The organism is Pseudoalteromonas sp. JB197 (genome assembly GCF_002332205.1).
Classification (GTDB): Bacteria; Pseudomonadota; Gammaproteobacteria; order Enterobacterales; family Alteromonadaceae; genus Pseudoalteromonas; species Pseudoalteromonas nigrifaciens.
The window spans coordinates 656,170-682,701 of the sequence record NZ_NRGZ01000002.1; the positions used below are offsets into that span (position 1 = coordinate 656,170).

Consider the following 26,532-nt stretch of genomic DNA (forward strand, 5'->3'; position numbering starts at 1 on the left):
TTATTTAGTTAACGAGCTTTTCTATTTCGCTAACTACATTTTGCACAGTACGTACTTGCTTAAATGCATCAGGATCAATTTTTTTACCGGTGATTTCTCTTAGTTTTACTACCAAGTCAACAGCGTCAATGCTGTCTAAATCAAGGTCTTGATATAAGTTGGCGTCTAGGTTTATGTCGGCTGGGTCTATCTCAAAATCGTTTTCTAAAATGCCGTGTAATACATCATAAATTTCAGCAGCGGTTTTCATTGTTATTCCTATATATTTTTATAATTTAAGAACGTGCTTGTTCTATAAAGTGTGCTAAAGAATTCACCGAGGCAAAGTGCGCTTTTGTTTGCTCTGAATTGGCATCTATTTTCACATCAAATTGTTTTTTTATTGCCAAACCAAGTTCTAGTGCATCTATGCTATCGAGCCCTAAACCATCAACAAATAATGCTTCATCATCAGCAATGTCTGCAGTTGTCATATCTTCTAGATCAAGGCTGGATATAATTAATTGTTTAATTTGTACTTTTAATTCAGTCATAAATTGCTCAGTTCTTCTGTAAAATAATGTTGTAAGCTGTTAGTTAAATGCCGAGATTGTATAGCGGGTGTGTCACTAACATAAGGCAGGTTACTGTTAAACTGCTTGCTGGCCAGCTGCAAGCTAAAGTGCGCTTGATAAGGCGCTACTTTATACCAAGGTGTACCCTTGGTTAAGGTATTAGGCTGCATTTTTATTAATACTGTAGCGATTGGCACATTACATCTAAGTGCTATATTGGCCGCTCCTCGTTTAAACTTAAGTGCCGTATGGGGCTGTGAACGTGTGCCTTCAGGAAAAATTATTAAGTTATTTCCTTTGCTTATACTGCGCTCACATTCACGTAATAAACCTTCTGGATCTTCGTTACTTATATAACCAGTACTTTTAATTACACCGCGCATAAAGGGGTTTTTAAATAAATGGGCTTTCACTACGCAATCTGCATTTTTAATCACAGATATAAGCACAACCACATCAATTAAAGAGGGGTGATTAGCAAGTACTAATTTTCCGCTTAAATTAGCAAGCTGGGTTTTGTCTTTAATATTAAAACGAATAACGCCTGTGTAATGCATTAATCCAACAAAAAATTTAAAACAGTAATGTACTGTCGCTCTTGCTCTGTTTTTACGGGTGTTTACATCTGCTTCTAATACGTTTTGCAGCGGAAAAACCACTAATGTCAGTACTAAACCACCTATGCCAAACACGCTAAAACAAACACCGGTTGCAAGCACACGCCAACAAAGCCCTGTTATTTTTATAATGTGTTTAATCATGGTAGGTAAGTTGCCAATGATGAGCCAATGTAGTGTGGGTTAATATCGCACTTTTTTTATCGTGTAGGGCTTTAGCACCTTGCAGGCTCATTGGTAAGTTACTATTTTTTGCAGCAGGGTTAAGTACTTTATTTAAACTAAAGCACGGCTCATTTGCTTGAGCAAGGCGCACTATCATAGCAATGGAATGAGTAATTTGTAGCTCGTCAGCAAATTGGTTATATATATCGGGGAGGATTTCATCGCTATGGACTACTAACATGTACGGCTCATTGCTATCAACAAGGCGAATGTAGGCCTCTACAATTGCACACATAAAACTCTCAGCCCCTGCTGCAATAGCATTCATTGCACAGGTATTACTTTTTATAATACTAAAAAGTCCGGCTGCGGCATTATGCACACTCAGGCCAAAACCTGTGGGCGATAATGGTTGCTGATTAACTATATCAACTAATAAATTGGCTGTTTTATGAAAGTCCCCGTGGCGCGATGAGAACACCGCCGATAAATTAGTATACTGATCAGCGCTACTTACTTGCTGAGCACTGTGTAATACCATTTTGCTAAAACGAGTCATACGCCGGCGTTGCATAGGTGCAACCCAATCAAGCGTTATAGGCGAGTTATCATACCAATGATCGCTTTCTATTTGTCGCTGTTCTGGCTGGATCCATGTAGCGAGTTGTTCAACAACAAATTTCACAAATATACATATTTAGTTAATGATAGGACGCAGGATCTTACATTTTTTAACAAAAAAAGTAAAATAAACAATAAAAAAAGCCAGCGCTGAATTTTCATTCAGCGCTGGCTAATAATTCTATGATATTAAAAAGAATTCTTGTTCATTTATGCAGCGAGCATGGCCACCAACAACATCACTTGCGCTTAGCTGATTAATCAACTTTTCACCTTGCTGTTGCTGCGCGTCGTTAAGGGGTAAATATGGTAATCTAAATACCGGTTTAACTGCCTCAGTCATCATAAGTGCAGTATTAATCGCAATTGGGTTTGGCTCGCAAAACAACCAATTTATTAATGGTTGTAATGACGTATTTAGCGCAGCATTTGGCGCGTCCATTAACTGGCGAAACAATTCTGGCATAAGATTAGAGCTGACCGAAATAACCCCATGTGCGCCATGAGTATGACGAGCATCGTGGCTTTCATCATCATTACCCGACCAACACGCTATGCCTTGCTTCTCATAATGAGCTATACGTTCGTTACCACCACACTCTTTAACACCAATAAAATGCTCGTGCTTTGCTAGTGGTTCAATAATATCAGGCGTTAAATCTTGCCCTGTACGCCCCGCTACGTTGTAAATAAATGCAGGGCCAATATCAAGAACACGCTTTAAATGCTCTTTTACACCTGCAATAGAGGTGCGCCCATAATAAGGGTTAATTTGCAAAGCAGCATCCATACCACTGGCAAAACCATATTTAGTGGCTTTAATCGCTTCTCGGGTATTATTACTGCCCGTATTACCTACAATTACCAGCTTACTGCTAAACTTATTTACGCTATGCGCTATGAGCATTAAGTGCTCTTCCCAGTTCATTAACTGGCCTTCGCCGGTAGTGCCGCCTACAACGATACCGTCAACCCCAGCTGCTATTTGTAACTCAACAAGGCGATCGTATGTTGCAAGGTCAATTTCGCCACTCGATAAATAAGGTGTTTTAATTGCTGTAATAAGACTTGCTTGTTTAATTTGTTCTAGGCTGCGCATAAAAAATCATTCTTTATAAAACTTGCGCTATTTGTACCATATTTATGTGTGCTTTTGCAGCTGTAAACGCATATTTTGCAATAAAATGGCTTGTAATATTAAGTTTGATAATACAAAATGAATAACTGTATATATAAACAGTATTTGTATTTTTAATATTAGGCGAGCTTTTATGCGTTTATCTCAGTACTTAACAACCCATTTTTATCATACCGACGAGCTATGCCAGGCACTCAATATTGATGCAGATAAACTTGAGCATTGGCAACAGCAAAGTGTATTTCCTAAGCCTAGTTATTGTATTAAAAACCAACTAAGTTGCAGCTCATACTCGGGTTTGTACGAATGCGAAGAGTACGACGATTATTACCCTCGAGGTTGTGTAAACTGGGGGCAAGGGCTGATAAAACAAAAAATCGATTCATCCAGCCAGGCATTTAATTACTTTGCCCAGCAATATACCGCCAGCTTAACCAAACTTGCCCAGCAAGGGTTTGAATTTAACGAAGAACTATTTGGTTGCGAAATAGAAGAACATGTACAACAAGTATGGCAGCAATTTTTATGCAGCAAATATGGCGTGCTTACTCAAAATGGCTTAATAGACGAAATAGTGGCTGTTGATATAGGCCGCCTGGTGGTTGATGACATAACCGAATTACGCAGTAAAGCGGGGTTAGATCAAGATGAGCGTGCAAAACTGCACCCCGCTATAAAGTTACTCAACCGGGCTTTGAGCCATGGTGCCGATCACGAAAAACAACACACACTTCGAACCCGCTATATAGATACCCTTATTTTAAAATACGACTTATCGATAAAGTAATTATTAATGTACTACTACTTTAAGATTAACTATGCCAATTTATAATTAACGAATATACGTATAGCGGCCAGTAGCTTAAGAAAATACAGCCTATAGGATTAGTGTTTGTTTGCGTTACAGCACCCTCAATACAAGTATTCCTATATAAAGTATGTAACAAAGTCAGATGATCAAAGTGCTATGCGTAAAACTAAACTTAAAATAAAGCTTGATATCCGCCAGAGGTTGCTGTTAAAGTACGTCGCATCGGGTTGATAGAAAGCCCTGTTTATTTGTAAGTACCACGTTGTTATTAGTAATAATCCTTCGCGCTATCCTCAGTTAAATATATGTTTTCTTACACTTTATATTGCCTTATATAGGGCGCACTTTAATTTTTTTAGGATACTACTATGTCTACAACAACTGGTTCAGTTAAATGGTTTAATGAAGCAAAAGGTTTTGGTTTTATTGAACAAGAGTCTGGCCCTGATGTTTTTGCTCATTTTAGCGCAATTACTAGCGATGGCTTCAAAACATTAGCTGAAGGCCAACGTGTACAATTTACCGTTACACAAGGTCAAAAAGGCCCGCAAGCTGAAAATATTGTTTGCATCTAAATTGTTTAATTTAATGGGTTAGTAATAACCCGTTAATGAATATTAGTTTGAAAGAAGTTCTGTTTATTTGTACGTACCACGTTGATATTAGTAATAATCCTTTGTGTTATCCTCAAGTTAAATATTTATTTTTTCCAGCTTAATCGCCTACTTTCAGGCACATTTTTTATTAATTTCTTAGGATACAATTATGTCTAATACAACTACTGGTACAGTAAAGTTTTTTAACGAAGCTAAAGGTTTTGGTTTTATCGAGCAAGAATCTGGCGCAGACGTTTTCGCACATTTCAGTGCAATCTCTGGCGACGGTTTCAAAACTCTAGCTGAAGGCCAACGTGTACAGTTTACTGTTACACAAGGTCAAAAAGGTCCACAAGCTGAAAACATCGTTTGTATCTAAGATGTTTAAGTTGATGGGTTATTTATAACCCATCTATTTATATAAGTTTGAAAGAAATACTGTTTATTTGTAAGTACCACGTTGATATTAGTAATAATCCTTCGCGTTATCCTCAAGTTAAATATAGGTTTTTTCCGGCTCAATCGCCTATTTTCAGGCACACTTTTATTAATTTTTAAGGATATTATTATGTCTAATACAACTACTGGTTCAGTAAAATGGTTTAACGAAGCAAAAGGTTTTGGTTTTATCGAGCAAGAATCTGGCGCAGACGTTTTTGCACATTTTAGCGCAATTTCTGGCGACGGTTTTAAAACTCTAGCTGAAGGCCAACGCGTACAGTTTACTGTTACACAAGGTCAAAAAGGCCCACAAGCTGAAAACATCGTAGCTATCTAAGCTGTTTTAGCTGATGCGTTTTTAAAGCGCACTAAAAACCCACTCATAGCTTGGCTATAAGTGGGTTTTTTGTTTTTCTATACTTATATAGCATTGTTATTTAGCTTTCATAGCAATAAATAAGATTATTATTAGGCTAGTTTTGATGTTCGTATTGCCCACGATACACTTCAAATACTTTTAGTACTGTATGCTGCTCTTTAGTTAGATTATCAAACCAGTGATCAAATAGATCATCGTTATCCTGTTCACTTAATGCCATATATTGGGCAAGTAACTCAATAATATCATTATGGGTGCAAGTTAAGGGGTTTACTTGTTGTGCTAAAACACTATGGTCGCGCTCTTTTAGAGTATCCATTACTCCTTGATCTATTTGTTGTTGTTTTTGTATTGCGTCGCTCATATGTTACCTCTGAGATCTACTGTTTATGCTATTTTTAACGAATGTAATTATAGTTATAACAGGCTAAACGCCAATAGCCAGCACTTTTGGTTTAACTGCTCATTTTTTGATTTGTTTGCATAAATAGCCAGCAATTATGGTTTTTAAATGCTTATTAAATAATTTTTTGAGTGGCTATAGATCCTGATGAATAAAATGATATAATATCACATAACATAATACTGTTATGAGAATTTCCCTATTTTATTTATTAATGAGGTATAAAATGAAAGTATTAAGCTCACTTAAAAGTGCAAAGCAGCGTGCAGGGTGTCAAGTTGTAAAACGTAAAGGACGCGTGTTTGTGATTTGTAAGGAGAACCCGCGCTTTAAAGCTGTTCAGGGTATGAAAAAGAAATAGCATTTAACCACTATCACTTTATAAAGCAGTCACTCAGTGTTGTGTGCAACACTGAGTGACTTTATTTAACTAGTTATTTAACTACCACTGAAAATTCAGGTACTGCCTGAATTACTTTTTTCACGGTACATGTATTTACCGCGGCAACCAGTGCTTTTTTATACTTATCAGGGAATCCATCTGGGAGTGTTATCTCAATAGAAAATAACTTTTTACCATCTGCATCCACATTTTCGTTATTTTGCTTAAGTGACATCCCTTGTGTCGAAATATCGCGTTGTTGGCAAAACTTTCTTGCATAAAAACCTGCACATAACACCATACTCACTAAAAAGTAATCAAACGGTTCTGGGTGCTCTGCGTTGCCACCTGCAGCCAAACTCTGATCGCTTATCACTTCATGATCGCCAAATTTAGCACTGAGCTTTTGGCCATCTAACATTGCAACTGAAATTTCCATCGAGGGTCCCTTATTTTCCAAATAGTAATTCAAAAAAGCCTGGAGGCTCATGTAACTCATGGTACTTTTTACGTAAATTATCTATGTTTTTTAGTGGCTGTTTAGCCGCACTCAAACCTTGCAGGTTAGCAGATTGTTTTGCAAGCTCAGCCTGAGCAATGACTTTATCAAGCCCTTGTAATGATTGCTCTGGTTCTTTATAAAACTTAGCTGTTTTACTTATTTCCACTAACGAGATGAATTCATTAATCGCAAGGTTAAACTCGTCAATATTAGTCGCTTGCACTGCTTGTTTATATGCAAGCCCCGTGTTTTTCATATTAATTTCAAGGTCAACTGGCGCGCTGGCAATTGAGACTGATGACGTGAGTAAAATAAAAACAAAATAAAAGTACTTCATGATAAACCTTTCAATTAAAAACTCCGTCGATTATACCAATAATACGCTAGTAAGTAACCGCAAATGAAAGTGTGTAATGTTTAGCCTTGTTCGCTGTGTAAAGCCCCTTTACACTTTAGATGCAAACTTAAAGAGTAAAGAGCGACTTTTTTGAGGAGCTTAGTAAACTCAACCTTGTTATAGCAAGCCACAGTTGCTGCTGACATAACATTTTAATTAATCAGCTTAAACTCCAAGCAACTAATTTCCCGTTGCTCGTTAAGTGTTACAAGAGCGTTTGCTGTTGATGCTAGTGTGTTTAAATTTTCTCGAGTGACACGCTCAAAATGAGCAATAAAGTATCTAAGTTGGGCGTCATTCATAGTGCCTGCACCTTGCCCTTTTAAGGCTATAAGCTTTTGCTCTTGCTCTTTTCGCCATGCAAATACGGCAGCAAAACTAGGGGCTTTAAGCATCACTAAATAATCAACTTTAGCAAAAATGTTTAAATATTCTGTTTTTAAACAATTGTTCACATAGTTACGCCAAACACCTTGGCTATCTGCATTTTGCTCTAACTCATTTAATGGTGCAGTTAATGCTGATGCCGATTGTGCCTTACTACCTACGCACCACCCTTCTAAAATAATAATATCGACAGCAGTATTATTACGCGGCCACTCGTTATGTGGTGCACTGTCATCTAAATGCTTATTAAAATGAGGTAGAGGCACACCACTGTGCCCTGCTAGTAACTGCTCAAGTGTGCTTTTCATTAAAGCTACATCGTGCGTGCCGGGTACACCGCGAGTAGCAAGTAGCGGGTGTACATTTTTTGCAAGCTGCAGTCGGCGCTGCTTAGTAAGGTAAAAGTCATCAATAGAAAGCGCTATGCTATTAAACGAACTATTTTTTGCCAACCAAGTTACTAAAAAATCAGCCAACGTGGTTTTACCCGAGCCTTGGCTGCCATTAATAGCAACAAATAACGGAGTATTGGTTTTTTTAGTGTGCAATATATTTTTTGCTACCGGAATAAAAAACTGTTCACACTGCTGTTGATAGCTTATTGGTAGTTGATGTTTTGCTAAAAAATCACTGATATCCATATTTCTATTGCGCCTTTATTTTAGCTAACCTAATAGCGCATATATATGCGCTATTAGGTTAGTTTAACTTATCTATAAATTTAAGCTGCGGTTTTCTTCTCGGCTTTTGGTAACACTAAGTTTAGCACTATGCCTAAAATAGCGCAGAGGCTTACGCCTTCTAGGCTAAACTGACTACTGCCAATATGCATTCCACCAATACCACAAATCAAAATAAGCGCTACTATGCTTAAATTACGCGGTTCGCTTAAATCATCCCCAGATTTAACTAAAGTGTTTAATCCGATCACTGCAATTGAGCCAAACAATAAAATCATAATGCCGCCCATAACCGGCACTGGAATTGTTTGTAAACTTGCGCCCATTTTAGCTATAAAGGCTAAAGTAATGGCAATAATTGCAGTCCATATCATCACTTTTGGGTTAAAGTTTTTAGTTAGCATTACTGCACCGGTTACTTCTGAGTAAGTTGTGTTTGGCGGCCCACCAAACAATGATGCTGCTGAGGTAGCTAATCCGTCGCCAAATAGAGTGCGATGTAGCCCTGGTTTTTTCAAAAAATCTTTATTGGTAACTTGGCTAATCGCCATCATGTCGCCAATATGCTCAACAGCGGGAGCAATCGCCACCGGCACCATAAACAAAATGGCTTGCCATTTAAACTCAGGTAAAACAAAGTTAGGCACAGCTAACCACTGTGCATTGGTTACGGCGCCAAATTGTACTACGCCCATAGCAAGCGATAAACTATAACCTGCTATCACCCCTGCTAATATTGGAATAAGTTTAAATACACCCTTACCCCATACCGCTAATATAAGCGTAACCACTAAAGAAAATAATGAGATGTAAATAGCACTATCATAAGCAATAATTTGCGTGCTGCCGTCACCACTTTTGCCCATGGCCATGTTTACGGCAACCGGTGCTAAAGCTAGGCCAATAACCATAATAACCGGCCCGACTACTATTGGGGGTAATATTTTATGTAGCGTTTCAGTGCCTTTAAATTTAACTAAAAAGCTCAATAGCATATAAGCAAAACCAGCCGCCATTAAACCACCCATAGTGGCAGGTATGCCCCACATTTGTATTGAGGCAATAATCGGTGCAATAAAAGCAAACGATGACGCTAAAAATATGGGTACTTGGCCTTTAGTAACAAACTGAAATAATAGCGTACCTAAGCCCGCAGTAAAAAGAGCAACACTTGGATCAAGCCCTGTTAACAGCGGTACTAGTACTAATGAGCCAAATGCTACAAACAACATTTGCGCACCAGTAAGTATCGTTTTTATTGAGAACATGGCATTGTTTTTCATCGTATCGTTTTGCACTGTTTTCACTTAAACCGTACCGAAAATTTTATCACCTGCATCACCTAAACCAGGCACAATATAGCCTTTATCGTTTAAGTGGCTGTCTACCGATGCAGTATATATTTCTACATCTGGATGGGCAGCTAATGTTTTTTCAACCCCTTCAGGAGCTGCAACTAATACAATTACCTTGATTTCTTTACAGCCTGCCTTTTTAAGCATATCAATAGTGGCAATCATAGTGCCGCCTGTTGCAAGCATAGGATCTATCACTAAGCTTAAACGCTCATTAATATTACTTACTAGCTTTTCAAAGTATGGAATTGGCTCTAATGTTTCTTCGTTTCGCTCAAGGCCTACAACACTTACTTTGGCAGCCGGCAATAACTGCATCACACCGTCCATCATGCCTAAGCCCGCACGTAAAATAGGCACTACAGTAATTTTTTTACCTTTAATATGCTGCACATTTAACTTTGTGCCATCCCAGCTGGTAATTTCGTTATCTTCTAACGGTAGGTTTTGAGTTGCTTCGTAGGTTAATAAAGTACCTACTTCTGAGCACAATTCACGAAAGCTTTTAGTGCTAATTCCATGGGAGCGCATTAAGCCTAATTTATGTTGAACAAGGGGATGAGTTATAACGTGAATAGCCATATTAAAAAAACCTAGTGATAAAATTTGCGATATTTTATAGTAAAAAAGTGCATTTGGCCTGCAGTTTTCGTTAAGTTTTCACAATTGCTGCCAAATAACATTATTTTGCCTGATATTAAGGCAATATACCTAATTCAAGCGTTAATTAAATGTGTTTTTTTAACTCACTATTTACGTGAAGCAACATGTAACTGTTTATTTTTTTATGCTCTGGACTCCACCCTGCTAAAAAACGATAAAAATCGGCCCATGCAACACTCCATAAATTGCGCCAATCGTTAATCACTTTACTTGCCTCTACCTTAGGATGATAAACGCCTAATGCTAACTTCAATTCGCTAAAATACCACTCTAAACAACTATCAGCATGCTGATGCAATTGTGTTTCGTTAAAGCAGCTTGTCATAAAATACATCACGTCTATAACCCCAACACCAGCACCTACATATTGAAAGTCGTACCCTAGCACGTGCTGCTGTTTGTTTATGGCAAAATTTGCCAGCTTGGCATCACCATGAATTACTGTTTTATATGCACTATTGCATAATGTCGTATTTAGCTTAGCTGCAACCTGCTTAATAGCTGATTGCTGGAGCTTTGTAAGCTCATCGGGACGCGTACTTAAATGCCAATAATTGCCCTGTGGCCATAACTTTTCAGCCGCGTGAGTAACAGCTTCAATTGTTAAATTAAACGCATGAAAATTCGCTAACCATTTAATAACCTCGCGATAGTCTTGAGGCAAAGCTTGTACATAGCCCTGCTGGGTAAAATCGTTAAACGCCAGCACATATTGCTGATCATTTTGGATTGCGGCTAAACAGCCAATAGCAGCAGCGTTATTAGGTAACTGCTGGCTGCAATCATTATAAAAGTAGTATTCAACATTATAAGATTTACGCTTACGATTAACAGCAAACGCCGTTTGTTTAATCTTTGGGTGATTTATAACCTCAGGAATATTCACCGCCTTTATAACACACGCCTGTCCGTCAAGCTCACAAGCCACTATGCTGCCACAACCACTCCACAATGAAGTCAGCGTAGCCCCCACTTTTATCTGTTTAAACTGTCGCTGTAATAAAGAAAGGTAAAAAGCCATAGCCGCACTTAATTTTAATAAATTTTAGTTAGTTTAACGCAAAGCGTTGTTATTTAAAAAATCATAAAAAAAGCCCTACTAACAATAGAAAGTAGAGCTAATAAAAACGTAAAAAGCGCCCAAACTACAGGCGCTTACATTGTTGAATTTATTTACACCGGGTGATTACTGGTTTACAACACTTTTAAGTGGGTTAACCGGTTGTGCGTTGTCGTCAAGTAAGTTCATATCAAAATCGAACTCATCTACACGAATCGCTTTTTCGCGCTTAGTGTTGTAATCAATAAGCTGAGTATGTTCAGCCGCTGTAATTACATTAGCCGCAAGTGCGTTATCAAGTGTGATTGAAAAACGAATACCCGCTTTAATTGTTTTAGCACGCAGTGCTTTTTTAACTTTAGCCAACTCACCAAGCGATGCCATTTTAGCTTTGTACGCTTGCTCGTTAATATAATGTCCATCACCTTTAACTGGCTTAACTAAATGCGTAATTTGCGCTTTAAAGGCCGTATCTAGCTGAGCTTGCTTAGCTAGTTCACGAATTAAGTCGTCGCTAATTTTTGGCATTTTAGTTGAGTAGTTCATGGTAATAAAACGCATAAACTTACGCGTACCACTTGCAGGGAAGTTATCTAAAAACTTGTGCAGCGCTTCTTCAGCACTTTGTAGTGCAAAGCGAGTAGCATAATGAAAATACGGTGCTGCTTGCTCACGTTCACTACTTGATACTTTTTGCTCGTAGTATTTAATTGACGCCATTGCCGCGTATAAAAAGCTCATTACATCACCTAAACGTGCCGACAACATTTCTGCTTGCTTAAGCTTACCGCCAAGTACAAGTAGCGAGAAATCTGCATATACAGCTAATTTAGCTGACAGTTTATGTGCTGCTTTTTCGTATTCACGTACTTCTGGTAACGTTGAACTTGCACCTGCTGTAAATGGTAATACACCCAAGCGGAACGCACGTAAGCTGTTTACTACGCTGTAACTTACTGTTTTACGTAAAATACGGTTAAATTCTTTATCTGCATTTTTATCTTCGCTATGAATTGATTCAACCATAGATTGTAAGTATGGATGACAACGCATTACACCTTGACCAAAGATCATCAGGTTACGAGTAAGAATATTCGCGCCTTCTACCGTAATAGCAATTGGCTGTGCTACATAACCGCTTGCTAGCGTGTTTTGTGGACCATTTTGAATTGCTTTACCCGCTTGAATATCCATTGCAGAGTCGAGTACATCACGGCCCAACTCAGTCATGTGGTATTTAGCAATTGCAGTTACTACCGATGGTTTTAAGCCCATGCCTAAGCCTTCAGTTGTAAGCACTCGCATTGCTTCTTGTAGGTATGTTTTACCTGCAATATCGGCAAGCTTTTCTTGAATACCTTCAAACTGGCCTATTGCTAAACCAAATTGCTCGCGCACAGCAGCGTACTCAGACGCTGATTTAAATGCAACTTGCGCCGTACTTACACCCAGTGCTGGTAATGAAATACCACGCCCTGCGCCTAAACAACTAACTAGCATTTGCCAACCGCGACCAATGTTTTTCTGGCCACCAATGATAAAGTCCATAGGTACAAATACTTTGTTACCACGCGTAGTACCGTTATAAAAACGAATATTCATAGGATCATGGCGATTACCTAACTCTACACCCGGGTGCTCTTTAGGAATAAGCGCACAGGTAATACCTAGGTTTTCTTTGCCGCCAAGCAAACCATCAGGGTCAACAACTTTAAATGCTAAGCCTAATACAGTCGCAATAGGCGCCAGTGTAATGTAACGCTTGTCCCACGTAATTTCTAAACCTAGTACTTCTTCGCCGTTGTACATGCCTTTAGTAACTGTACCTAAATCTGGAATGCCACCTGCGTCAGAACCCGCTTCTGGGCTAGTTAATGCAAAACATGGAATGTCTGTACCATTTGCTAAACGTGGTAGGTAGTGTGCTTGTTGCTCTTGCGTACCAAAATGCAGTAATAGCTCACCTGGGCCTAACGAGTTAGGTACCATTACTGTTACCGCTACTGCAGAGCTTTTAGTGGCAATAGTGGCTACAATTGTTGAGTTAGCGTATGGGCTGAACTCTAAACCGCCAAACGATTTAGGAATGATCAGCGAGAAGAAACGCTCTTTCTTTAAAAAGTCTAAAATGTAATCCGGTAAATGAATGCCATTTTGAATTTCGGTGTCATCAATCATACCCAACAAGTCTTGCAGTGGGCCATCAATAAAGGCTTTTTCGTCTGCGCTTAATACTGCAGCTGGCACGGCGCGTAGTGCACTAAAGTCAGGTTTACCTTGATAGATAGACCCTTCTAACCATACATCGCCGGCGTCTAGCGCTTCTTGTTCAGTAATTGAAATACTTGGTAATACTTTTTTTAATTTTGTACGTAAACTCATGATTGAACTCATCCGACCAGATAATAATAACTACATTACGTCATAAAAATTCGATTAGATCAATTACTCTATGCAAATAATTAACAGTTTTTTCAATTTATTTTCTTTACGTGAACGTAAACTGTTTAAACACAAGGGCTTACGGCTATGCGCTGAAAAACATTATTTTTCTTCATTTGGCTAATTAAACAACAAAACTTAGCTAAATCACGCCTTAAAAATAAAGCGACTTTAAACGGGCATAAAAAAACGCAGCATAATTATATGCTGCGTTAATTAGTATCCGCTCAATTATAAAATTAACTAAGTGCTTATTTTAACCACTTGTTTGCCGGTAAAACCGCCGTCTAATTGTTTATGTAGTGCTGCTGATACTGCTTGTGCGTTAAAGTCGACAGCTGTAATTTCGGGTGTTTTAATGTCACCACTCAAAGCACCTTCTATTAATAAGTTACCCATAAAACTTAAACGTTGCTGGGCACATAAACTATTTGCCAACCAAGCACCTCCTAAGGATACAACACCAATATTGGGTGCTCGACGATACATTAGCTCTTGTTCAAAATGTGGCAATGGGTTTAAACAAGCAATTCGCCCACAAAAACGCATTAGTTCTATATTGCGTATTGTAGAGGCGCCACCAACGGTGTCTATTACCGCATCAAAGCCTTGTGGGCCAAGCTCTCGGCGAATTTTTTCGCATAAGTCTTTATCCTGGTAAGCAAATACCACATCGGCGCCTAATTGTTTTACCAATTTATGATTACGCTTAGCTGCTGTGGTAAATACGTCGGCACCGCGCTGCTTTGCAAACTGAATGGCAAACTGCCCTACAGCCCCTGCGCCACCGTCAATTAATACGGTATCGCCCTCGGTAATATTAATTTTATCTAGGCTTATGAGTGCAGCCATACCGGCACAAGGTAAAGTAGCCGCCATATCGCCTGCAAGCTCAGCAGGAACAACCGATACAGCATAGTTAGCTACTTTGGTATATTCACTCAACGCCCCTTGATCGCCAATACTGGCATGCCACATTACACGCGTGCCAACGCCCGGGAAAACACCTTTACCAGCCTTTACCACTACGCCAACGGCATCAAGCCCTAAAATATGTGGATATTGCCACTTACAAAAACCCGATTTAGCAAACAAGCCATCAACTGGGTTTAAGCCAACATATTCAACTTTAATAAGCAGCTCGTTGTCTGCACACTCAGGAACAGCGTACTCAACATCGGCTAAACAAATTTTTTCATTAGGCTCAGGCAATACAATTGCTCGCATAGTCTGCGGTAGCGTGTATTGCGGTGAAATATCAGTATCAGACATCAAAAAACTCTACTGGTTAGTATTATTTAACGCATAACTCCATCGCCCGTTAAATGATTGGTAAGCATTTACTTTAGCGAGCAGTGATGAAATCGTTGAATCAACAGCATTTTCTTGAGCTATTAGAACATCCCGACGCGCATCTAACAACTCTAAGTAAGGAATTTGCCCTTCTTCGTACATTGCTTGCGCTTGTAAAAATGCATTATTAGCAAACTGATAACGCTGCTCAGCAAACCTCTTTTGCTGAGCTTGGTTGACCAACAATTGCAAAGAAAGTTCACTTTCGCTCAGCGCTTGGAGTATCACTTGTTGATAATCGCTATAAGCCGCTTGAGTTAAAAGTTGCTGTGCATCGCGCTGCGCTATGAGTGCCGGGTAGCTCAGTATTGACCACTGAATTTGCGGAGCCACCTGCCATTGCTGCTGTGTATCACTAAAGCTATTACTACCAATACTAAGCACGCCTGCAAAACCACTTAAGCTTATATCTGGTAATAACGCTTTACTTGCAGCAACACTTAAACTATTTGCTTGGCTAAATGCATAAAGTGCTTGGCTAATATCGGGCCTAAGTGCGATAGATTCATTAGCATCATTTAACGATACGGTAAATTTATGCTCTAAAATGGCTTGCTCATTAGTGAGTTTAACATTTTGTGCTAGTCGTCCGCTAAGCACAGCCAGTGTAGATAAATCGCGATATTTAGCGTATTCAATTGCCGGCATTAGTGCTTGTTGTTGCTTAAGTTGTGCCATAGTACGATTTAAATCAAGCTCGTTTGCTACGCCTTCATCAACCTGGGCTTGAAGTACCGCAATACTTTGCTCTAGTGCGTCTATTTGCAACGTAACAATGTGCTGCTTTTGTACATTACCTTGATAGCTCACAAAGCCTTTAACAACCGACGAAACCACTTCAATTTGCAATAAACGCACTTGCTCGGCTTGGCTCATGGCCGATGCATTCGCTGCATCAACCAATGCCGTAATACGACCAAATAAATCGAGCTGCCAATTAAGTGCTAAATTAGCACTCGATTGACGACTGTTAGTATCGCCTAAACCACTGCGCTGCGCGCCAATTTCTACCCCGCCTTGCGGTAAATACTGCGCTTGTTGCTCACCTAAGCGCGCCAAGGCGCTTTTAAGTACTAACTGACTGGTTTGTAAGTTGTGGTTATTGGTTAATGCGTCTGTAACCAACTGATTTAACTGAGCTGATTCTAGCTTTTGCCACCAGTTTGTCTCATCAATATTATTAAGCTCGCTGGCTATATTGGCACTAGCTATAAACTCACTAACCATGTTTTGCTCGCTGGCAGCGTCAATTTTAGCGGCGCAACCCGATAACATAGCAGCAATTAATATAGCGCTTGTGGTAAGCGACGTTTTAAGGCTTTTTTGCACTAATTTAATCATGTGATACCTGCTGTGCTTTTTGCTTTTTATTGGCTACTAACATATAAAATACCGGGGTAAATAATAAGCCGAATACGGTTACTCCTATCATGCCTGCAAATACAGCATTACCCATAGCGTGGCGCATCTCGGCTCCCGCACCCGTTGCAAATACTAATGGTACAACGCCCGCGGTAAAGGCTATTGAGGTCATTAATATGGGGCGTAAGCGCATTCGACATGCCGCTAACATGGCATCTAAATGTGATAAACCGGTTTCGTGTTGATCTTTGGCAAACTCCACCATAAGTATCGCGTTTTTAGAGGCCAAAGCCACCAGCACAATTAATGCAATTTGCGTAAATATGTTATTGTCTGAGCCCACAAACCACACCCCAATTAGCGCCGAAAATATGGTCATAGGTACAATCATTATAATTGCCAGTGGTAAACGTAGGCTTTCGTATTGTGCAGCCAGCACCATAAATACCAGCAGTACCACTAACGGAAATACATACACCATAGTATTACCCGCAAGTACTTGCTGATAGGTTACTTCGGTCCACTCATATTCAATACCTGAAGGTAGCGTATCGGCAAGTACTTTTTCAATCGCAACTTGCGCTTGGTCTGAGCTATAACCTGGCGCTGGGCTGCCATTAAGTTCTGCACTTGGGTAGCCGTTGTAATGCATTACTCTGTCTGGGCCTATGGTAGGAGTTACCGTTAACACTGATCCTAATGGCACCATATTACCCGCACGATTTCGTACTTTTAAGTGCAATATTTGTTCTGGATCAACGCGATAATCGGCGTCAGCTTGCGCATTGACTTGGTAAGTACGGCCAAATAAGTTGAAGTCGTTTACATACACTGAGCCTAAATATATCTGTAGCGCATTAAACACTTCATCCAGTGGTATGCCTTGAATAAGTGCTTGTTCACGGTCTATATCTATATCCATTTGTGGCACTTGAATACGAAAACTTGAGTACAGGCCAACTAATGCTGGGTCTTGTTGCGCTTTCGTTATTACCGCTTGTAGGCTATTAAATAATGCTTCAAAACCTTTGTTTGCTCTATCTTCAATTTGTAATTTAAAGCCACCTGTGGTGCCTAAACCTTGAATAGGCGGCGGCGGAAATACCGCTACAAATGCTTCGTCAATTGCTGCAAAGCGTTGATTAAGTTGCGCTGCAATTGCCATGGCAGACTGGCTCGGATCGGTACGCTCGCTAAAAGGAGCTAAGGGCGTAAATACAATACCGCTGTTAGGGCTGTTGGTAAAACCGTTAACCGATAACCCCGGAAAGGCAACCGTATGTGCAACGCCGGGCACTTCAAGCGCTATTTGTTGCATTTGTTTAATAACCGCTTCGGTACGATCTAGGCTCGCAGCATCAGGAAGTTGTGCAATTGCCACTAAATACTGTTTATCTTGCTGAGGAATAAAGCCACCGGGTACAGAGTCAAATAACTTAATAGTACCGCCCACTAAAGCAACGTAAGCAACCATTACTACCACGCTCATGCGGATCAGCTTTTGTACCAGTTTTTCGTAGCCTTTAGCGCCACGATTAAACACGCGATTAAAGGGTGCAAATAACCAACGGCCAAATAGTTTATTTAACAACCGCGTAAAAGCGTCTGGCTTTGCGTCATGGGGTTTTAATAATAATGCAGCGAGTGCTGGGGATAAAGTCAGCGAGTTAAAAGCTGAAATAATAGTAGAAATAGTAATGGTTAAGGCAAATTGCTTATAAAACTGCCCCGACAACCCGGTAATAAACGCCGTAGGAATAAATACCGCACTAAGTACCAAAGCAATTGCAATAATAGGGCCGGTTACTTCACTCATGGCAACGCGGGTTGCTTCAAGTGGCGACAGACCTTTTTCAATATTACGCTCAACGTTTTCTACCACTACTATGGCATCATCTACCACAATACCTATGGCCAATACTAAACCAAACAGCGACAAGGTATTAATAGACACTCCCAGCAACTGCATCACTGCAAAAGTACCAATGAGTGAAACAGGCACCGCAATCAATGGAATTATAGATGCACGCCATGTTTGTAAAAATACAATCACCACAATAACAACCAATGCGATTGCTTCTAGCAAGGTAGTAATTACCGCATCGATAGAGCCGCGTACAAATACTGTAGGGTCGTACACTATGTCGTATTCAACACCGGTAGGAAAGTCTTTCGCTAAACGCGCCATGGTTTCGCGTACTTGATCAGAGAGCTCAATTGCATTAGAACCCGGGCGTTGGAATATTGGCATAGCCAGTGCTGGTTGATTATCAAGCTCAGCGCGCAGTGCATAAGTGTCTTGCCCTAAATCTACACGAGCTATATCTGATAAACGGGTTAACTGCCCTTGCTCACCTACTTTAATAATAACTTGTTCAAATTCTTCAATACTGTTTAAACGACCTTTAACATTTAACAATATTTGAAACTGGCTGTCGTTCGAAATTGGCTGAGCGCCTAAGCTACCCGCAGCAACCTGCTGGTTTTGTGAGCGCAGTGCACTTATTACATCCGATGCGGTTAACTCGCGCGATGCTAAAGCATCGGGATTAAGCCACACACGCATAGAATATTTACCGCCACCAAACAGGCGAATATCACCTACGCCCGATAAGCGTGCAATTTCATCTTTAATATTTAAATCGGCATAATTTGATAAATACGCCGTATCGTGGGTGTTTTCAGGAGAATATAAATGCACCACCATGGTTAAGTCGGGCGATGACTTTTCGGCTACCACGCCTAAGCGCTGTACTTCTTGTGGTAAACGCGGCAATGCGCTATTTACTCGGTTTTGTACTTGTACTTGTGCTCGGTCTAAATCAGTGCCAAGCGCAAACGTCACCGTTAAGGTCATACGACCATCACTAGTGGCTTGTGAAAACATATACAACATGTTTTCGGTGCCATTAATTTCTTGCTCTAATGGCGTTGCTACCGTTTGTGCAATAACGGTTGGGTTTGCCCCCGGGTAACTGGCTGTTACCACTACGGTAGGTGGAACAACTTCCGGGTATTCACTTACTGGCAGTTGAAATAATGAAATTCCCCCTGCTATTAAAATGATTAACGACAACATCGCCGCAAATATTGGGCGCTGGATAAAAAAGTGCGAAAACTTCATCAATAAACCTTATTGTTTAGCGACTAACTGGTTGTTGCTATTACCTAAAGTAAATGCAATTCCACTGGTATCAATAGTGACGGTATTAGGAGAAATTGGCATACCAGGTCCGACGCGAGCGGGGCCATTTACAGCAATCACATCACCCTCTGTAAGGCCTGCAGTAATCGCGCGTAATGAGCCATAACGCTCTCCAACGGTTACTAATTTATATTGCAGAACATTGTTTTCGCCGACCGTAAGTACAAAGCGATTTTTTAAATCTGTACCTATTGCTCTATCTGGCACTATTACAGTGTCAGTAATGGCGTTTGCGGCTAACTTAATACGCGCAAACGAGCCTGCACGTAACTGCCCGCTATTATCTGCAAACACTGCTCGCACGCGTAAAGTTCCCGTAGCGGCGTTAATTTGGTTGTCAATAAAGTTAATGTAACCTGAGTAAGCAAAATCATCTTGACCTACCTTTTGCATTACCACAGGTTGGCGGCTTGCTGCACTAACATCATTAAACGATGAATTCCAAGTGCGCTCGTCTATATCAAAATAAGCGTACATTTTTTCATTTGAAACAATCGACGTTAATACGCTTTGCCCCGCTAAAATATTATTACCTTTAGTAATATTAGCGCGCGAAATAATGCCATCTATAGGCGATACAACTGAGGTAAATTCTAAATCAAGCTGCGCCGATGTTAACTGTGCTTGTAGCGCCGCTAGTTGCGCTTCGCGTTGGCGCAGTGTTGAAGTACGTGCTTGTGCTTGCTCAGTTGAAATAGCTTTACGCTGCGTTAAGCGTACCGCACGGGTTGCTTCACTGCTTGCTTGTTCAAGCGCTGCTTTTGCACTGTTAACTTGCGCCTCAAGGCTGGCAACCTTGGCTGTAAATGAACGGTTATCTAATTGAAATAACACGTCGCCCTTATTTACCAAGTCGCCTTCGTTAAACTCGATGCTGTCGATAACACCCGATACTCGTGGCATTAAAGCAACTTCTTGAGGCGATTCTAAGCGAGTTGTGTAGGTGTGCCAGCTTTGTACCGGTTTAACAATAACCTTGGCAACATCTATTGGCTGATGTTGCGCTGTTGGAGCCGACTGAGCCGTGCTTTCATCGGCACAACTTGTAAGTGTTAAGGATGCTGTAGCCAGTGCTACAGCAATTAAATGTTTGTTCATTACGACGCTCCTTTATAATTAGCGTTGCATGGTACGGAACAATCGTGCTGACAAAAATAATAGATTTCTAAATTCATTAATGCCAAAATGGCATCAATAAACTATTTTAGGTAATATTATGGATACAACTAGTCGACTTTTAATGTTACTTGAAGTGGTTGAACAAGGCTCTTTTGCCAAAGCAGCTGAAATACGTAATATTGACCGCTCCGTTATATCAAAACAAATTAGCCGTTTAGAAGATGAGCTTGGCGTGAGGTTGTTAAACAGAACAACACGTTCTTTTTCGCTTACTGCAGCGGGCGCCGAAATGATAAAAAAAGCAGCCGACCTCAGAGAGCTGCTAGGTGAAACCCTGCGCATGGCCGAAAACTATCACCAAGAGCCGCGTGGATTATTAAAAATAACAGCGTCAACCATTATTGGTCGCCGTTATTTACAACCTGTTATTAATGATTTTCAAAAACGCTTTCCACAAGTAGAAGTAGAATTACGTTTAGATGACCGCTTGGTCGATATAGTATCTGAAGGGTTTGATTTAGCATTTAGAATTGGCGAGCCAAAAGATTCATCGCTCATTGCGCGTAAAATTGCCCGTAATCGTTTATTGATATTAGCAACACCTGAATTTGTAAAAACCTATGGCATGCCTAAAACTATGAGCGATCTGGCTCAATTACCGGCGGCAAGCTATAAAAGCAATGCATTTAGAGTGGATGCAATAAATTACTATAACGATAAAGGTGAGGCTTGCGAGCAAAAAATAAGGAGTGTGTTTCGGGCTAACGACGCTGAAGTATTGCTAATGAAAACACTCTCTGGCACCAGTTACTTTTTGGCGCCTGCATTTTTACTCGATAACGAAGTTATTGATGGCGAGTTAGTGCCATTACTTACCAATATAAAAATAATGGACCACAGTGCTATGTATGCGTTATATCCGCATCGCGACTTACCGGTCAGAACGCGACTATTTTTTGATGCTGTGCGCGAGTATTTAGGCAAAGATAAACCGATTTGGGAAAACAGTATCCCAAATTTTGATCACATGTATTAATCGTTATATAAGCGCTGTTTTGTCACTTTTAACCGCTGGATAATAAACGCTATTGCGCCCTAAATCTTTGGCTTTATAAAGCTGTTTATCGGCTGCTTTAAGCAATTCATTGAGTGATTGTTGGGGTTTATAATTTGCAACGCCAATACTTGCTGTTAGGTTTATTTTATAGTTATCAACGTTTATGTATTTATTTTCCAGTGCAGCTCTTACTTTTTCGGCAACAGCAAGCGCTGCATGCTCACTATTAAACGAGCTTATAAGTGCAAACTCCTCGCCCCCGACCCTAAAAACATAACCTTTAGCAAAAGTAACTTTTAATAGCGTGGCTACTTCTATCAATACTTTATCGCCCACATCGTGGCCGTATTTATCATTTATTTGCTTAAAATAATCTAAATCAACTAAAAACAAGTAAAGCTGGGCACGCTCACGTAACTCAACCGAAAAATAATGATTCATTGCCAAACGATTACCCGCTCCGGTCAGGGGGTCAAGCATGGCAAATTTTTTAAGTCTTTTTGAAAACTGCGAGCGGCTACTTTCAAATGTATGTGAAATAGCCCAAATAACAATATAAGCAAATAATATATTTAAACATAAATTAAGAGAAGTAAAAGGAGCTAACGAGGATTTATTAATTAATACAATACTTTGCAAGCTGAGCAAAACAATGGAAAAAATAAATCCATAGTTTTTTCCTAGTAATAAATAATACAAAGTAGGCAGCACAAACGCCCAAACAAACACCCCATTACTAGGTGCGGCTATATAAGCTCCAAAAACCACAATAAAAGAAATAAAGGCACACATAACAACAGACTGCCAAACTTGCACCGGGTGTTTACCCAAACGAAAATAAATGCAAAAACAATACAGCGAAAAAACAACTTCAAAATAACCAAGCACACTTAAATTATTCACCGTAAGATTAAAACCTGCAAATACCAACGCCAAGCAACCAAAGCATAAGCTGACCCATTTGAGAACATTTTTCCTTAAAAACTCTGTACTATTAAGTGCTGCTATATCCATTTATGAAACTTGATAAAAAATAAAAAATTAGTTTAACGTGAAACATAAATATAACAAAATAGTTTACCTACAATAGCCGTGGCCCTGCTGGTAAATAATTATATAAAAATTCGTTACTGTACTGCGTAAAAAACCTAATCAGCAATAAGATCGTCCACCGTCTCTATCAACTCAGCAAAGTGCTTATTTACGTGGCGGCGTTGTTTATCCGATAAAGTACTATTTAAACTAACAAGCAAATTTACATGAGCCATTAAATTAGCTTGGTTTTTGGCCGCTAATTCTTCACTAATAAAATATTCACGATCGGTAATTATAATGCTCATTTGCTGCTCAAACTGTTCAACATTACGTAATTCATAACTAAAAGCCTGTTGCAGTGCGTTTAACCTATTTTGCTTATAACGCTGCCAAAGCACAAAGGTATTAATATACTGCTCGTTAGCTACTGTTATGAGCTGTGTTTGCTGCTTAGTTAATTTCCCTAACCAATCTTTATAATAACTAAGCTGCTCTTTTAGGCGCTCTTCGCTAAGTTGTTGCGTCGTTTGCTCTTGATACTGTTTTAACTCGTCAGCTAAGTTAGCTTGTATGTTAGTTACAAGCTCTTGTTGTTGCTTGGTACTGAGTGTTTTAGCCAATTCTATTAAAGGCGCTTTAACCTGTATTAATAAATTGCTCCAATGCAATTTAGCTACAGTAACCTGCTGTGTTAAATCGCTGATATTAAACTCACTATTAAATGTTTTTTGTAACTTGATAAGATCTTGCTTGTACTTAGGCAGCTCTACCTGACGATGCCAATTACGGGTTTGTTTAATTATAATTTTAAGTTGTTTTGCTTGGCTACTGTTTAGGTCTATGTAGTCATCTACCCAAAATGATGATAGCCAAGGTAAATTGTTATAAGCAAAAGAAGTAGAGCAGCTAGCTAAAAGTACAAAGCTGATAACTACCATTGCATGTATTATTTTTTTTGTATTTATTTTAATTAACATAACTCTCCTGCGCACACACAAACTTGATAATAGTTTTTATTTGCATTTGACTTTAATTTAAATCTAACTGATAATCACTCGCATAAGTTAAATGTGCCGACCTCAGTGCCCAAGGATGAACTTTCAGCACGGATGCTGTTATTTTTATAAGCCCGTAATACTTATGTTGCTCGGGTTGTAATAAACAAAGCTTAGCCTACATCTTCATTTTTCATATTAGTGACGGTTGATATGACCCAAAAGCCCGAAAGGGCTTTTTTACTGCTTTAAATTTTTTGTAATATCTGTATCTTACACTGCTAAAACAACTCTGCTCGGCTTTAGGCTATAATAAGCGTACTTTGCATTTGCTAATGCGGTGCTAAATACTAAGGCCAGCGTAAAACATAACAAGCAATAAACTTTGCACTTAATCTTTAAACGTTGCATTACCTCATTTAGCACAAAAATTTTAAATAGAATAATGTTTAAATAATACACATTGCAACTATCACTTATTGGAGACATTCTTATGTCACAGTTTAATTTAAAAACCTTACTCCTAGCTGGCATTTTACTTAGCAGCCCTTTCGCTCATGCCGGGTTGGAGGAAGGGATCAAAGCCGCTAATGAAGGCGAGTTTGCACAAGCACTAAAAGAGTTTAATTACCTAGCAGATAAAGGCTTTGCCCCTGGTATTTATGAGCTGGGTAAATTATATGAAGGTGGTTATGGTGTAACGCGTGACTACCGTAAAGCTGCTCAACTTTACCAACAAGGGGTAGCAAAAAACCACCCTGATTCTATGTTTGCTCTCGCTGTTTTATACGATGAAGGCAACGGGGTAAAACTCGACAAACAAATGGCAATAAAGTTATTTGAACAAGCGGCAAACAAAAACCTACCCGCTGCACAATTTAACCTAGGCGTTATGTATGCCAATGGTGATGGCGTAAGCGTAGATTATGAACTTGCTAAAACGTGGTATGAAAAAGCTGCAGCCAATAATTATACTTTGGCGCAATTTAATTTAGCTTTAATGTACTTTGAAGGCTTAGGCATGCCTAAGAATTTAGAAAAGTCATATATTTGGAACACCATTGCCGAGTATAACGGCAATATGCAAGCAAGCCATAGTCGCAAGCTCGACGAGCAAAAAATGCTGCCTAAAGAAGTTGAAGAAGCAAAAGAAAAAGCCGACGCTATTTATGCCAGAATTTTAGCCGGCACTTACGCTGGTGAAGGGCGGTTGTTTTAATAAACTGCTTTAAACGCTGTTTTAATTAATTGCTCTAAAACAGCGTTTAAATAACAAGGCTAAGCTCGCTAATACTAACTAATGCAGTAAGATGAGTTTAGCCTTTTTGTTATATTCACTACTTTTTAATATAAAGCCACTTTAATAACTTAATTAGTACTTTGCTTTGTTTAAGTAGCATGCCGATACGTGGGTTGAATGATCCAGAAACCAGCGTGTTTTTAGCATGGCTAAAGGTTAAAAACCCTTCATTAGCATGATAATGCCCCATTCCAGAATGCCCCACTCCACCAAACGGCGCATCATCGGCAGTTACTTGCACTAAGGTGTCGTTAACCGCAACAGTACCACTTAGTGTTTGCTTTATAATATATTCTTGAATTTGTTTATTTTGCCCTAAAATATACAAGGCTAATGGGTGATGATGCTGCTTTATATAACTTATTGCGTGCTCTAAGTTGGTGTAACTCATTACAGGTAATATTGGGCCAAATAGCTCATCTTTCATTAATTGCATTTCATCGGTTACTTGGGTGACAATATGTAGCCCCATTCGATGTTTATCTGGGTCTTGCTGGTTATCTTCAAGAGGTTTAATTATGGTTGAGCCTAGCTGCTGTGCTTGTTCTAAATAGCCAGATAAGCGTGCATAGTGAGCATCGCTTACAATAGAGGTTAAATTTTTACCTTCTACCCCTTGTTTGTAGTGTTTCTTATATAATTCACACAAGTGTTGCACCAACTGATGCTCAAGCTCTTTGGGTACAAATACATAATCGGGGGCAACACAAATTTGCCCAGCATTGGCCATTTTACCAAAGAGTATTGCTTGCGCCGCTTTTTTAATATCTGCTTTTTCAGTAATAATAACAGGCGATTTACCGCCAAGCTCTAAGGTAACTGGCGTTAAATTAGCACTTGCAGCGCCCATTACTAACTTACCTACCGCAATTGAGCCTGTAAAAAACAGGTGTGCAAATGGCAGCGATGAAAATTCACTAGCAACGCCACTCCCCCCTTGTATTATTTTACAATGTTGCTCTAGTTCACCACTAAATAGCTTTTCAAGCACTTGATTGGTGTGGGGGGTAAACTCACTGAGCTTTAACATTGTACGATTACCCGCTGCCAATGCGGTAATAACAGGCACAATGGCAAGCTGTATTGGGTAATTCCAAGGCGCTATAATGCCAACCACGCCTTTAGGCTGGTATGTTACGCTCACCTTTGAAGGCCATAAGCTTAAACCTACTGAGCGCTTGCTTGGCTTAGACCACTTTGGTAGCTTTTTTATGGTATGTGCTAAGGCTTGCATTGTGGGCAATATATCGCCTAGCAAGGTATCAAATGCGGTACGGTAACCGAAGTCTTTTGATACTGCGTCTATCAGCTCTTGCTCAAACTCTACAACGCGACTGCGCAATTGCTTTAACACTGTGATGCGTTTATTAATCGACAAGTAAGGAGTTTTTATAAAGTACTGTTGTAACTCATCAAATTGTGCAGTTAACGAAGGTGTTTGCGGTGCGTCGATAGTCAAAATAGATTACTCAAATTTTAAAGTTATTTGAGACTATAACCTTGTTCTGTAATA

27 protein-coding genes are annotated in these 26,532 nt (G+C 39.6%); 7 read left to right on the forward strand and 20 right to left on the reverse strand.

What is annotated here, in order from left to right; all coding sequences use genetic code 11:
• Positions 1-4 precede the first annotated feature (4 nt).
• From CIK86_RS18085 to dapA, 5 genes are all read right to left on the reverse strand, one after another.
• Positions 5-250: an acyl carrier protein gene (locus CIK86_RS18085; protein WP_011330020.1), complete on the reverse strand. Its 246-nt coding sequence runs from the start codon at positions 248-250 to the stop codon at positions 5-7.
• 25 nt (positions 251-275) lie between these two features.
• Positions 276-533: a phosphopantetheine-binding protein gene (locus CIK86_RS18090; protein WP_011330019.1), complete on the reverse strand. Its 258-nt coding sequence runs from the start codon at positions 531-533 to the stop codon at positions 276-278.
• Positions 530-1,315, reverse strand: a complete 786-nt coding sequence (locus CIK86_RS18095; protein WP_086995801.1) for a lysophospholipid acyltransferase family protein — start codon at positions 1,313-1,315, stop codon at positions 530-532. The genes CIK86_RS18090 and CIK86_RS18095 overlap by 4 nt, the downstream gene beginning before the upstream one ends.
• Positions 1,308-2,021: a beta-ketoacyl synthase chain length factor gene (locus CIK86_RS18100; protein WP_086995798.1), complete on the reverse strand. Its 714-nt coding sequence runs from the start codon at positions 2,019-2,021 to the stop codon at positions 1,308-1,310. Before CIK86_RS18100 ends, CIK86_RS18095 begins: the two co-directional genes overlap by 8 nt.
• A gap of 117 nt (positions 2,022-2,138) precedes the next feature.
• Positions 2,139-3,056, reverse strand: coding sequence for a 4-hydroxy-tetrahydrodipicolinate synthase (gene dapA, locus CIK86_RS18105; protein ID WP_011330016.1), 918 nt, complete (start codon positions 3,054-3,056; stop codon positions 2,139-2,141).
• Between the two features lie 172 nt (positions 3,057-3,228).
• On the opposite strand from dapA, the gene CIK86_RS18110 reads away from it, so the two are divergent.
• From CIK86_RS18110 to CIK86_RS18125, 4 genes are all read left to right on the forward strand, one after another.
• A complete protein-coding gene (locus CIK86_RS18110; protein ID WP_011330015.1) occupies positions 3,229-3,882 on the forward strand; it encodes a DUF6058 family natural product biosynthesis protein in 654 nt (217 codons plus the stop codon).
• 392 nt (positions 3,883-4,274) lie between these two features.
• Positions 4,275-4,481, forward strand: a complete 207-nt coding sequence (locus CIK86_RS18115; protein WP_011330013.1) for a cold-shock protein — start codon at positions 4,275-4,277, stop codon at positions 4,479-4,481.
• A gap of 190 nt (positions 4,482-4,671) precedes the next feature.
• Positions 4,672-4,881 (forward strand): cold-shock protein, encoded by a 210-nt coding sequence (locus tag CIK86_RS18120; protein ID WP_011329603.1) that lies wholly within the window; start codon positions 4,672-4,674, stop codon positions 4,879-4,881.
• A gap of 189 nt (positions 4,882-5,070) precedes the next feature.
• Complete coding sequence (locus CIK86_RS18125) at positions 5,071-5,280, forward strand: cold-shock protein (RefSeq protein WP_011330012.1); 210 nt, start codon at positions 5,071-5,073, stop codon at positions 5,278-5,280.
• Positions 5,281-5,416: 136 nt separating this feature from the next.
• On the opposite strand, the gene CIK86_RS18130 is transcribed toward CIK86_RS18125, so the two are convergent.
• Entirely contained in the window at positions 5,417-5,686 is a 270-nt protein-coding gene (locus tag CIK86_RS18130) for a hypothetical protein (protein WP_011330011.1), read from the reverse strand.
• Positions 5,687-5,951: 265 nt separating this feature from the next.
• Here CIK86_RS18130 and ykgO point away from each other — a divergent pair, with 265 nt between their 5' ends.
• The gene (gene ykgO / locus CIK86_RS18135) at positions 5,952-6,086 is read left to right on the forward strand and encodes a type B 50S ribosomal protein L36 (RefSeq protein WP_011330010.1); all 135 of its coding nucleotides are present in this window, start codon (positions 5,952-5,954) and stop codon (positions 6,084-6,086) included.
• Between the two features lie 73 nt (positions 6,087-6,159).
• On the opposite strand, the gene CIK86_RS18140 is transcribed toward ykgO, so the two are convergent.
• The 11 genes from CIK86_RS18140 to CIK86_RS18190 all read right to left on the reverse strand — a co-directional run bounded on the left by CIK86_RS18140 (position 6,160) and on the right by CIK86_RS18190 (position 20,611).
• The gene (locus CIK86_RS18140; protein WP_086995795.1) at positions 6,160-6,546 is read right to left on the reverse strand and encodes an OsmC family protein; all 387 of its coding nucleotides are present in this window, start codon (positions 6,544-6,546) and stop codon (positions 6,160-6,162) included.
• A 10-nt stretch (positions 6,547-6,556) separates the two neighbouring features.
• On the reverse strand, positions 6,557-6,946 hold the full coding sequence (locus CIK86_RS18145; RefSeq protein ID WP_086995793.1) for a cytochrome b562: 390 nt from the start codon (positions 6,944-6,946) through the stop codon (positions 6,557-6,559).
• 212 nt (positions 6,947-7,158) lie between these two features.
• Positions 7,159-8,034, reverse strand: a complete 876-nt coding sequence (locus CIK86_RS18150) for a hypothetical protein (protein WP_086995790.1) — start codon at positions 8,032-8,034, stop codon at positions 7,159-7,161.
• A gap of 80 nt (positions 8,035-8,114) precedes the next feature.
• Complete coding sequence (locus CIK86_RS18155; RefSeq protein ID WP_086995880.1) at positions 8,115-9,356, reverse strand: uracil-xanthine permease family protein; 1,242 nt, start codon at positions 9,354-9,356, stop codon at positions 8,115-8,117.
• Positions 9,357-9,380: 24 nt separating this feature from the next.
• On the reverse strand, positions 9,381-10,010 hold the full coding sequence (upp, locus tag CIK86_RS18160; protein ID WP_011330005.1) for a uracil phosphoribosyltransferase: 630 nt from the start codon (positions 10,008-10,010) through the stop codon (positions 9,381-9,383).
• 145 nt (positions 10,011-10,155) lie between these two features.
• A complete protein-coding gene (locus CIK86_RS18165) occupies positions 10,156-11,112 on the reverse strand; it encodes a phosphotransferase (protein WP_086995787.1) in 957 nt (318 codons plus the stop codon).
• Positions 11,113-11,277: 165 nt separating this feature from the next.
• A complete protein-coding gene (locus CIK86_RS18170; RefSeq protein ID WP_086995783.1) occupies positions 11,278-13,533 on the reverse strand; it encodes an acyl-CoA dehydrogenase in 2,256 nt (751 codons plus the stop codon).
• A 303-nt stretch (positions 13,534-13,836) separates the two neighbouring features.
• On the reverse strand, positions 13,837-14,865 hold the full coding sequence (locus tag CIK86_RS18175) for a zinc-binding dehydrogenase (RefSeq protein WP_011330001.1): 1,029 nt from the start codon (positions 14,863-14,865) through the stop codon (positions 13,837-13,839).
• Between the two features lie 9 nt (positions 14,866-14,874).
• Positions 14,875-16,287, reverse strand: coding sequence for a TolC family protein (locus CIK86_RS18180; RefSeq protein ID WP_086995781.1), 1,413 nt, complete (start codon positions 16,285-16,287; stop codon positions 14,875-14,877).
• Positions 16,280-19,432 (reverse strand): multidrug efflux RND transporter permease subunit, encoded by a 3,153-nt coding sequence (locus CIK86_RS18185; protein ID WP_086995778.1) that lies wholly within the window; start codon positions 19,430-19,432, stop codon positions 16,280-16,282. Before CIK86_RS18185 ends, CIK86_RS18180 begins: the two co-directional genes overlap by 8 nt.
• A gap of 9 nt (positions 19,433-19,441) precedes the next feature.
• Positions 19,442-20,611, reverse strand: a complete 1,170-nt coding sequence (locus CIK86_RS18190; RefSeq protein WP_086995775.1) for an efflux RND transporter periplasmic adaptor subunit — start codon at positions 20,609-20,611, stop codon at positions 19,442-19,444.
• Between the two features lie 118 nt (positions 20,612-20,729).
• On the opposite strand from CIK86_RS18190, the gene CIK86_RS18195 reads away from it, so the two are divergent.
• Entirely contained in the window at positions 20,730-21,668 is a 939-nt protein-coding gene (locus CIK86_RS18195) for a LysR family transcriptional regulator (protein WP_011329997.1), read from the forward strand.
• A 3-nt stretch (positions 21,669-21,671) separates the two neighbouring features.
• On the opposite strand, the gene CIK86_RS18200 is transcribed toward CIK86_RS18195, so the two are convergent.
• Together CIK86_RS18200 and CIK86_RS18205 are read right to left on the reverse strand one after the other, a co-directional pair.
• Positions 21,672-22,703, reverse strand: coding sequence for a GGDEF domain-containing protein (locus CIK86_RS18200; protein ID WP_176359674.1), 1,032 nt, complete (start codon positions 22,701-22,703; stop codon positions 21,672-21,674).
• 134 nt (positions 22,704-22,837) lie between these two features.
• Positions 22,838-23,701, reverse strand: coding sequence for a DUF6279 family lipoprotein (locus tag CIK86_RS18205; RefSeq protein WP_086995771.1), 864 nt, complete (start codon positions 23,699-23,701; stop codon positions 22,838-22,840).
• A 511-nt stretch (positions 23,702-24,212) separates the two neighbouring features.
• On the opposite strand from CIK86_RS18205, the gene CIK86_RS18215 reads away from it, so the two are divergent.
• Positions 24,213-24,938: a tetratricopeptide repeat protein gene (locus CIK86_RS18215; RefSeq protein WP_086995764.1), complete on the forward strand. Its 726-nt coding sequence runs from the start codon at positions 24,213-24,215 to the stop codon at positions 24,936-24,938.
• A 118-nt stretch (positions 24,939-25,056) separates the two neighbouring features.
• Here CIK86_RS18215 and CIK86_RS18220 read toward each other — a convergent pair whose 3' ends face one another.
• Positions 25,057-26,478, reverse strand: coding sequence for a coniferyl aldehyde dehydrogenase (locus CIK86_RS18220; RefSeq protein ID WP_086995761.1), 1,422 nt, complete (start codon positions 26,476-26,478; stop codon positions 25,057-25,059).
• Positions 26,479-26,532: the final 54 nt, after the last annotated feature.